Origin of the sequence: Flavobacterium columnare NBRC 100251 = ATCC 23463 (assembly GCF_002530675.1) — a bacterium.
GTDB lineage: Bacteria > Bacteroidota > Bacteroidia > Flavobacteriales > Flavobacteriaceae > Flavobacterium > Flavobacterium columnare.
Map to the genome: position 1 here is coordinate 1 of NZ_PCMX01000101.1, position 10,322 is coordinate 10,322.

Annotated in this window: 11 protein-coding genes and 1 CRISPR repeat array; all 11 genes read left to right on the top strand. The window is 29.5% G+C overall.

All coding sequences use genetic code 11. The features are described 5' to 3' along the window. Positions 1–434, top strand: a 434-nt coding sequence (locus B0A78_RS14540; RefSeq protein WP_394798227.1) for a sensor histidine kinase, incomplete at its 5' end; no start/stop codon positions are given. Positions 435–443: 9 nt separating this feature from the next. Beyond that, the gene (locus B0A78_RS12070) at positions 444–1,112 is read left to right on the top strand and encodes a response regulator (RefSeq protein ID WP_014164452.1); all 669 of its coding nucleotides are present in this window, start codon (positions 444–446) and stop codon (positions 1,110–1,112) included. 245 nt (positions 1,113–1,357) lie between these two features. Further along, positions 1,358–1,516 carry a hypothetical protein gene (locus B0A78_RS14545; protein ID WP_155761353.1) on the top strand — a complete coding sequence of 53 codons (159 nt, stop codon included), beginning with the start codon at positions 1,358–1,360 and terminating at the stop codon, positions 1,514–1,516. A 1-nt stretch (position 1,517) separates the two neighbouring features. Continuing rightward, a complete protein-coding gene (locus B0A78_RS12075) occupies positions 1,518–1,748 on the top strand; it encodes a hypothetical protein (protein ID WP_041253324.1) in 231 nt (76 codons plus the stop codon). A 1-nt stretch (position 1,749) separates the two neighbouring features. Then, positions 1,750–2,040, top strand: coding sequence for a membrane protein insertion efficiency factor YidD (gene yidD / locus B0A78_RS12080; protein WP_065213642.1), 291 nt, complete (start codon positions 1,750–1,752; stop codon positions 2,038–2,040). Between the two features lie 5 nt (positions 2,041–2,045). Beyond that, the gene (locus tag B0A78_RS12085; protein WP_097609709.1) at positions 2,046–2,261 is read left to right on the top strand and encodes a hypothetical protein; all 216 of its coding nucleotides are present in this window, start codon (positions 2,046–2,048) and stop codon (positions 2,259–2,261) included. 65 nt (positions 2,262–2,326) lie between these two features. Beyond that, the gene (locus tag B0A78_RS12090) at positions 2,327–2,833 is read left to right on the top strand and encodes an SH3 domain-containing protein (protein ID WP_014164456.1); all 507 of its coding nucleotides are present in this window, start codon (positions 2,327–2,329) and stop codon (positions 2,831–2,833) included. A 4-nt stretch (positions 2,834–2,837) separates the two neighbouring features. After that, positions 2,838–3,128, top strand: coding sequence for a hypothetical protein (locus B0A78_RS12095; protein WP_014164457.1), 291 nt, complete (start codon positions 2,838–2,840; stop codon positions 3,126–3,128). 487 nt (positions 3,129–3,615) lie between these two features. Continuing rightward, the gene (gene cas9 / locus B0A78_RS12100) at positions 3,616–8,223 is read left to right on the top strand and encodes a type II CRISPR RNA-guided endonuclease Cas9 (protein ID WP_097609710.1); all 4,608 of its coding nucleotides are present in this window, start codon (positions 3,616–3,618) and stop codon (positions 8,221–8,223) included. Positions 8,224–8,485: 262 nt separating this feature from the next. Further along, positions 8,486–8,728 (top strand): ribbon-helix-helix domain-containing protein, encoded by a 243-nt coding sequence (locus tag B0A78_RS12105; protein ID WP_014164459.1) that lies wholly within the window; start codon positions 8,486–8,488, stop codon positions 8,726–8,728. Further along, positions 8,721–9,008 carry a type II toxin-antitoxin system RelE/ParE family toxin gene (locus B0A78_RS12110; protein ID WP_097609711.1) on the top strand — a complete coding sequence of 96 codons (288 nt, stop codon included), beginning with the start codon at positions 8,721–8,723 and terminating at the stop codon, positions 9,006–9,008. The genes B0A78_RS12105 and B0A78_RS12110 overlap by 8 nt, the downstream gene beginning before the upstream one ends. Positions 9,009–9,195: 187 nt before the next feature. Continuing rightward, a CRISPR array of direct repeats spans positions 9,196–10,264; the repeat unit is 36 nt; unit sequence GTTGTGGTTTGATTAAAGATTAGAAAACACGATATT. Positions 10,265–10,322 lie beyond the last annotated feature (58 nt).

The following is a 10,322-nucleotide window of genomic DNA, read 5'->3' on the forward strand; positions in this document are numbered from 1 at the left end:
CTCTATATCAAAGATCTAGAAATATTTCAAAAGAAAATGAATCAATAGAAACAGGGATTTTTTTCTTTGAAAGTATATTACAAATGATAAACGGATATAAATCAAATACACAAAATATTATTATAAAAAAAGAAGATACAATAGATTGGGAGAGTTTATCAGAAATCAAAAAGATTACTTTATTTAGAGTATTACAGGAACTTTTAGTAAATATGAAAAAACACAGTCAAGCGACTATTGTGGTTGTTTGTTTTTCAACTCATAAAAAAGCTTTAAAAATAGACTACTCAGATAATGGAAAAGGGTTTAATATAGAAAGTATAAAAAAAAGCGGTTTGGCAAATGTGGAAAACCGTATTATAAACATTAACGGAACCATTACTTTTGATGCTACTGATAAGGGATTAAAAGTAAAGATAAATATTCCAAAATAAAGTATTACTATGTTTTCAAAAGTTTTAGTGGTTGATGATATCGATCTGAATAATATTGCTACAGAAAAGACACTTAGTGAATTTGATATTTCGGTTGTTGAATATGTAAAATATTGTGACGATGCCATTTTAAGATTAAAAAAAGCACATATAGACAATTTACCATTTGAGTTGTTAATTACAGATTTATCTTTTAAAATAGATCATAGAGATGCTAAAATAACTTCAGGGGAACAATTAATAACAGAAGTTAAAGAAAAATTCCCGTCTATTAAAATAATTGCTTTTTCAATAGAGGATAGACCTCACAAAATTAAAAAACTAGTATACGATCAAGGGATTGATGCCTACGTGGTTAAACATCGTTATACGGCAAGCGAACTAAAAAAAGCTATTGAAACAATATGGATAGGAAAAGAAAAATATATTTCACCTAGTATTCAACTTATATTACAAGATAAGACCACCTCTGAAATAGATACATACGATATTCAATTACTGACGCAACTGTCTTTGGGAATTCCGCAAGAAAATATGGAAGCTAAGTTTAAAGAACTTCATATTACACCTAATAGTAAAAGTACCATCGAAAAACGTATAGCAAAACTTAAAGATTATTTTAAAGCCAATAATACCGTTCATTTAGTTGCCATTGCAAAAGATATGGGAATTATTTAACCACATATTTTTAAAAATATAGAGAAGGTCTCCTAAAAGTTGAACTCACTTTATAAGAATCGGATATATGAAAATCATATTCGATAGGTATCTGAATATTATAGTAATAAAAAAGGCTGTCCAACTTTGCACTGCCCCCAAAAAGTTAGATACTATTTGGGGGTATTTTTATGCATTACGGTTTTCCGTAAGGAAATGGTTATTGTTGGAGGTAAGTTTGCCATATAAACATAAAAAAAATAATTATGAAAAGACGAACTGTTTTATTTACAATGTTTTTATTCTTACTAGGAACTAGTATTAATGCACAAAAAGGACACTATAAAGGTGGAAAGGGGAGTTCTCATAAAGGAGGCCATTATAAAAATTCTTCTACTAATGACCATTATAGAAAAAGAAAATAATATGAAATACAAAGTAGTACCCTTCATAGCTTCATTGGATCCCAAAAAAAGAACTTCAGACAATGTCGCAATTCAACTAGAAAATTTAATCAATGATCTTTCTAATCAAGGCTGGAAATATGTTCGTTTAGAAAGTGTGACCACATTTGTAAACCCTGAGACAGGTTGTTTTGGATTAGGAGCAAAACCAGGTTATATGACAACTAGACAAATGGTAGTTTTTGAAAAGTAGTATGAAGTATTTAGTCCTATTGAGTATTCGATTGTATTGGTTAACTAAGCCAAAGAATAAAAAACCAAGATGTATTTTTAGAAAATCTTGCTCACATTTTATATATGAAGAAACGCTACAAAATGGTTTTTTAAAAGGATTAAAGGCTTTTCATTACAGATTTAAAAATTGTCGAAGTGGATTTGAAGTTTTTAAAAATCCAATATCAAATCAAGTTCAAATGTTATTGACTTCAAATCAAATAATTGAAGAAGAAGAAATAGCTAAAAGATTAATAACTCATTTAAAATAATTTTTTTGGAAAGATATAGAAACTTAAGTGGAACATCTGCTGTATATAGCTATCAAATTGGAAATGATTTTATAAAAATCAGATTTGCTTCAGGAGCTATCTATACGTATAGTTATAACAAAGCTGGAGCATATCATATTAATCAAATGAAAAAATTAGCACTTAAAGGATTAGGGTTAAATTCCTATATAAATAGAAATGTAAAATATAAATACGATTAGAACTATAATTTTTATCATAAAGTATTCTTAAATTAAAAAGAATATTCACTTTTAAACAATTAAATATGAAGGCAATAGGATTATTAATAACATTTCTATTTTGTTTTTTCTCCTTTTCGAAGAATAATGAATTAATTACATCAAATTATGAATGTCTAATACCTAAAAAGGAAGCTGGCAGATGTACAGGTTCTGCATATTGTACAGCTTGTAGAAATTGTTCGAGATGCGCACATTGTTCCAGTGGTGGTAGTTGTGGTGTATGTAGTAGTACTACTACTAGTACCCATTATTTATATAACTCAAATGAAAAAAAGAGCAAAAGGTCTAGAACTCCAAAATATTCATCAAAACTAAGTAGCTCTAAAAAATATTATTATGTTGATGAAACGATAACAATCTACAATGATATCTTAAATTTAAGAGAAAATCCTTCCTTAGAATCTAAAATTATCGAAAAAATAACATTTGGAGTTAATGTTATTTTTATAGAAGAAAAAGGGGATTGGATAAAAGTTAGAGTAGAAGAAAGCGAAAATATAGGGTATTTATATGCAAAAAATATAAAATAAGAATATGACAAAAGTTAAAAACATTAATGGAACATCAGATAACAATTGCAAATGTGGAAGTTGGTTGCAACATTGGAAAAAATACAGTAAGCAGGATGTAGATTCGTGTTCAGAGAAAAGCTGTTCAGAAAAAAAAGATTTAGTTGGAGCTCACGTCCAAAAATCTGATTCTTCAGATATGAGTTGGTATATAATTCCGCTTTGTAAAACTCATAATAAAAGTACCGATGATTTAGAAATTACGACCAGTAGAAAATTAGTTTCTGCTAATAAAAAAGAAACTTGCGAAAAGTAAACAGAGATATGTAATTAAGAGCGAACTACTGAACGGAGGTGGTGGTTCAAATGGGAATCCCAAAATCCCCTTATTATTTATATCTTTTGCTTAAACCCAGATTATGCAATAGACCTTGTAACGAATACGGAAAGGGCAAAGAAGCTAAAAAGACACGGAATTTTTTTACTACATTAAGGACAAAAAATGAAGTGCTTTTTTAGATTCAAAGTCCTTTTTATCTACAATAAGTTTCTAATGTATAATCTGGGTTAAATGATAAAAAAGTCCTATTTTTTACTACAATGTCATAAAAAAAGTCCCACCGAAGCGGGACTAAAGACTTTCGTCTACGGCATATAGCCTTATTGTGATAAGATTAAAGATTAGAATAATTTTATCTGATACAAACATACACAAAAAAAGCTATAAACACTTTACGGTTTTCCGTATTTAGATGAAAAAAGTTTTTCCTTACTTTTAAGACCAAATTACAAACTAAACACAAATGACAAAAATACTTGGACTAGACTTGGGGACTAACTCAATTGGTTGGGCAATTAGAGATACTGAAAATGAAGGAATAAATCAAATTCTAGACAAAGGAGCTAGGATTTTTTCTGAAGGAGTAAAATCTGAAAATGGAAAAGAAATATCTAGAGCTGCCGAAAGAACAGCCTACAGAAGTGCTCGTAAAATAAAATATCGCAGAAAACTAAGAAAATACGAAACTTTAAAAGTGCTCTCTATTAATGGAATGTGTCCTCTATCTGTTGAAGAAGTGGAACAATGGAAAAAATCTGGTTTCAAAGAATATCCACTAAATCCTGAATTTCTTGATTGGCTACGAACCAATGAAGATAAAAATATAAATCCTTATCTTTTTAGAGACAAAGCCAGTAAGCAAAAAGTGACTTTATTTGAGTTAGGTAGAGCCTTGTACCATATAGCACAACGAAGAGGTTTTTTGAGTAATCGCTTAGATCAATCAGCCGAAGGTGTTTTTGAAGAACATAACCCGCAAATTCAAAATTTAATTGAAGATTTAGATAATTCGAATGCGATCTTAAACGAATTAAAAGAGTATTATATTAATCTTGGAATTATAGATGAGACAGAGAAAAGTGGTTTTAAAAAGGATTTAGACGAAGGAGAAAAAAATCTAAAGAAATTATACACTTCATTAGTATCCATTACAAAAAAGAATGCTAATGATATTGAAACATGTAAACAAGAGCTTATTGCGCGTCTCAATAAAAAGGCAGATTTAGGCAAAGTAAAAGGAAAAATTAAAGACATTTCACAAGCAATGCTTGATGGAAATTTTAAAACCTTAGGCCAATATTTTTTTAGTTTATACAACAAAACAAGAATAAGAAACCAATATACTTCTCGTGAAGAACATTATTTAGAAGAGTTTATCATAATTTGTCAAACACAAGGAATTGAAGGAATAAATACAAATGAAAAATTACCCGAAAAAAAGTTTACGGGTTTAGCTAAAGATTTATACCGAGCTATTTTTTTTCAAAGACCTCTAAAATCGCAAAAAGGATTAATAGGAAAATGTTCTTTTGAAAAAAACAAATCTCGATGTGCTGTTTCGCATCCAGATTATGAAGAATTTAGAATGTGGTCATACTTAAACACCATAAAGATAGGCACACAAAGCGAGAAGACATTACGTTTCCTAACACTGGAAGAAAAATTAAAATTAGTTCCGAAATTTTACAGAAAAAGCGACTTTAATTTTGAGGTTTTAGCCAAAGAACTGGTTGAAAAAGGAGCTAGTTTTGGCTATTACAAATCTTCTAAGAAAAATGAGTTTTTTTATTGGTTTAATTACAAACCTACAGATAGTGTTTCTGCTTGTGTAGTTTCGGCTTCACTGGAAAATGCTATAGGAAAAGACTGGAAAATTAAAACTTTCGAATACCAAACTAGAAATACGGAAAAGAATGAAGTCACAAAATCTGTAGATTATAAAGATTTATGGCATTTACTTTCAGTTGCAACCTCAGATACGTATTTATATGATTTTGCCATAGATAAACTAAAACTAGAACCTAAAAACGCAAAAGCATTTAGCAAAACAAAACTGAAAAAAGACTTTGCTAGTCTTAGTTTGGCAGCTATTGCAAAAATACTACCTTATTTAAAACAAGGATTACTGTACTCGCATGCTGTTTTTATGGCAAATATTGAGAATATTGTAGATGATGACATTTGGAAAGATGAAGAGCAACAAAAATTCATTCAATCAAAAATAGTTGAATTAGTAGATAATTATATAGTAGAAAAAAGCAAGCTAGAACTAATTAACGGCTTATTGAAAATATACAATACCGAAGACAAAGAAGGTAGAAAGGTATATTATTCTAAAGAAGCGGAATCGCTTTTTGAGGCTGATTTGAGAAAAAAGCTTGTCCCCTTTTACAAAGCAAATATTATTATTGAGGAACACGAACAAGAAATAATATTTCAAGATTTATTCCCTATTCTAATGGATCAATTAAAAAAGCAAGAATTCATTAAAATAGGTAGGTTAGATAAACAAATTGAAGCTTTTCTTGAAGGTGAAAATGAAGAGGGACAAATATTTTGTAACCATCCTGATAAGTTAAAAAAACTCTATCATCCATCAGATATAGAAGTATTCAAAAAGAAAACCATTAAAGACGAATGGGGCAATAAAAAAGTAGTATTAGGCAGTCCGCTTACTACTTCTATAAAAAACCCTATGGCTATGCGTGCTTTACATCAATTACGCAAAGTCCTTAACACACTAATAGCTAATGATCAAATAGATGAAGACACTCGCATTCATATTGAAATGGCTCGTGAATTGAACGATGCAAACAAAAGAAAAGGGATACAGGATTTTCAAAATGAAAACAAAAAATTCAAAGAGGACGCCATTAAAGAAATAAAAAAGCTCTATTTAGAGCAATGCCACAAAGAAGTAAATCCTACAGAAGATGATATTTTAAGATACCAGCTTTGGTTAGAACAAGGAAAGTGTGAAATATACGAGGAAGGCAATAATATTAGCATCTGTGACATTATAGGTAGCAATCCTTCTTATGATATAGAACATACTATTCCTAGAAGTATCTCACAAGATAATTCGCAAATGAACAAAACCCTTTGTAGTCAAAGATTTAATAGAGACATAAAGAAGCAAAAAATGCCTATTGAGTTATCAAACTACAATGATATTTTACCTAGAATTGCACACTGGAAAAAAGAAGCTGAGGAACTAACTCGACAAATTGAAACCATTTCAAGATCTATAAAATCAGCAGTTACAAAAGACGCGAAAGATAAAAACATAAGAAAAAGGCATTACCTCACTTTAAAACGTGACTATATTCAAGGTAAATATGATCGCTTTACGTGGGAAGAGCCTAAAGTAGGTTTTAAAAACAGCCAAATTCCAGATACAGGTATTATAACCAAATATGCGCAAGCCTATTTAAAATCCTATTTCAAAAGAGTAGAAAGTGTAAAAGGTGGCGCAGTGGCTGAGTTCAGAAAACTTTGGGGCATCCAAGAAAGTTTCATTGATGAAAACTGGTGGAAACATTACAAAGATAAAGATAGAGACAAACATACCCACCATACCATTGATGCGATTACCATTGCGTGTATGCCTAAAGACAAATATGATTTGTTAGCTCACGCGTGGCGTTTAGAAGACGAACAAGATAAAAAAGCAGCAAAAGTTTTAATAGAACAAGCCAAGCCTTGGAAAACCTTTAAAGAAGATATAGAAAAAATAGAAACCGAAATTTTAGTATCACATTTTACGCCAGATAACGTAAAAAAACAAGCTAAAAGCATTATTAAAAATAGAGGTAAAAAAGTTTATGTTTTAAAAAATGAGCTCCCAGTAAATTTTAAAAATAAAATAGAAGGGAAAGATTATTTTAAACTAAAGTTTGACTCAAAAATACTATACAAAATTCCTAAAAAGAAAGAAAAACAAACAGATACGTTTTATGAAGAATTACCAAAAAACTATCTAAATGGTGTTGAAGGTAAAGATTATTTCAAGATTAACACAACTGGGAAAACATTTTATAAAATACCTATATTCAATCAAGGCGATACGATAAGAGGATCTTTGCATCAAGAGACAACATATGGAGCTATAAAACTACCAGATATAGATATAGAAACAAAAAAACCGTTACATACAGATAAGGGGGCTTTTATACTTAAAAAAGACATAAAAGGCAATGAAATTGTTTTTTTTGTTGTTAGAAAAGAAATATCAAAAATATCAGAAAATGACGTGCAAAATATCGTTGATAATGTGGTAAGAAAAAAAATTGAAAACGCCATTGCAAATAGTCTAATTACCTTTAAAATAGTTAAAAAGAAAAAAGTAGCTGTAATTAAAGAAGGTGTAACAATTTGGATGCGTGAGCCAAATATTGAAAAAGGAATAGAAGGTATACCAATAAAGAAAGTAAGAATAATTACTAATTCTGTTAAAAACCCTATAGAAATTAAAGTGCATAGCCCTTTATCTAAATCAAGACACAAGCACAAGCAAAAAGTGTATGGTCAAAATGATGAAAATTATGCTATGGCTTTGTATGAACTTGATGGAAAACGAGAATTTGAATTAATCAATAATTTTAATTTAGCAAAACTTCTTAAACAAAGTCAAAGTTACTATCCATTACATAAAGAAAAAGAAATAAAAGGTAAAAAAATCTTAGTTCCCATAGAGAAAAGAAACAATAAAGATGTAATTTTAAAAAGAGGACAACAGGTAGTTTTTTACGATAAAACAGTTGAAAATCCTAAAGATATTTCAGAAATAATAGATTTTAGAGAAAGGATTTATATTATTGAAGGATTGACAATACAAAGACAAAAAGACAAAAAAACCAGCAAGGTTAATGAATATGGTATTATTCAACTTAGACATTTTAAAGAAGCTAGAAAATCAGAAAAAATAAGCAAAGACAACTTCAAACCTGATGGAGAGTTCAAAATCAATGAAAACAAACCAACTAGAAAAATGAATCACAATCAATTTACAGCATTTGTGGAAGGAATTGATTTTAAAGTTTTACCATCAGGTAAATTTCAAAAAATTTAAAAACAATAACATTTGCTCGTTGCTATAAAAATTAGAAATCGATTTAGCGAGATTCAGCGGAGCTAAACACGATAGTGTCAAACGCAGATAAGACCCTCAACAGGAACTGAAGCTCTCGAATTCCTGTAGTGGTTTACAATGTTTTAAAGAAGACAAATCGCGGCGTTTATCTTTGAATAAGTTTTAAGTTTCTGAAAAAATTAAAAATTATGATCTAGCGGTTAAAAAATGGTGTAAATTTACACCAACAAAACACAATAACATGGCACGTCAAAGCATCACTTTAGCCAATCAAAATGATGAATGGTTAAAACAGCAAGTCGCAAACGAAGAATTTACAAGTAAAAGTGAAGCGATTAACTACTTAATTCAACAGGCAAGAAAGCAGGAAGAATATTACGAATATGTTAGAATGAAAATAGAATTAGGCGAAAAAAGTGGTTTGGCTAAAAAACAAACTAAAGAAGAAATGCTTGCCGAATTTAAAAAACGATTAAATGTATAATTATGATTTAAGCGAACAAGCTAAAATAGATTTGTTGCGTATTTATGAATATGGAATTGGTCAGTTTGGTCTAGACCAAGCTGATAAATATTTTGACATGATGCACGATTGTTTTAATAAAATTGCTAAAAATCCATATTTATTCCCTTTGGCATCAAATATTAAGTCAAATTATTACAAATGTGTTTGCGGAATTGACACCATCTATTATAAAGTTGTTACAAATGGAGTTATCATTACAACAATAGTCGGAAGGCAAGATATTGAAATTAAAATTTAGTTCATTGACATACACTATCAAATCGCAAATAACCAAACCTCATACTGATTGATTTGATTAAAGATTAGAAACCGAGGGACGAGGTTCAACGAAGTCAAAACACGATATTATTTGGTTAAAAATTACGATTGTAATTTCAGTTGTGGTTTACAAACACCAAGTCAATATTTGTTATAGGTGTGTTTGTGATTATAATTGATTAAAGATTAGAAAACACGATATTACTATGTTGGAAGAATTTCACGATAATGTGGTTGTGGTTTGATTAAAGATTAGAAAACACGATATTTCTGTTAATAATAGTAATCCCGTTTATATGGTTGTGGTTTACAAACACCAAGTCAATATTTGTTATAGGTGTGTTTGTGATTATAATTGATTAAAGATTAGAAAACACGATATTCAAAGTTCGGTATTCGTAAAAAGAAGTAACGTTGTGGTTTGATTAAAGATTAGAAAACACGATATTAAGACTTATACAGTGCAATAGGATTTAAAGTTGTGGTTTGATTAAAGATTAGAAAACACGATATTCATATCAGTCATACTAACCGACTGCGGGGTGTTGTGGTTTGATTAAAGATTAGAAAACACGATATTTTCAACACCTTTCTTTATTCATTTTAAAAGTTGTGGTTTGATTAAAGATTAGAAAACACGATATTATAGCTCCTCGCTGTTTCATTAAATACACTGTTGTGGTTTGATTAAAGATTAGAAAACACGATATTTAAAAAAACAAAAGAAACAGTAGATGTATTGTTGTGGTTTGATTAAAGATTAGAAAACACGATATTAAGAATTAAACAGAGATATAAAGAGACTAGTTGTGGTTTGATTAAAGATTAGAAAACACGATATTCGAATGTTTTTTACAACTGAAGCTGAACCGTTGTGGTTTGATTAAAGATTAGAAAACACGATATTTAATTAATGGGCAAAAACTTAAAATTCTGAGTTGTGGTTTGATTAAAGATTAGAAAACACGATATTAAAAGAAGCTAAAGCGATGTTAAGAGCATTGTTGTGGTTTGATTAAAGATTAGAAAACACGATATTAAAAACATTTTTATTGAAGGAGTAGCGGGAGTTGTGGTTTGATTAAAGATTAGAAAACACGATATTGCCTGTTTTTTTAAAATAATCGTGCCAGGGTTGTGGTTTGATTAAAGATTAGAAAACACGATATTGATATTCATAAGCATACTATCAATGAGCATGTTGTGGTTTGATTAAAGATTAGAAAACACGATATTCGTTTATTCCGTATTTAGCAAAAATCCTAGGTTGTGGTTTGATTAAAGATTAGAAAAC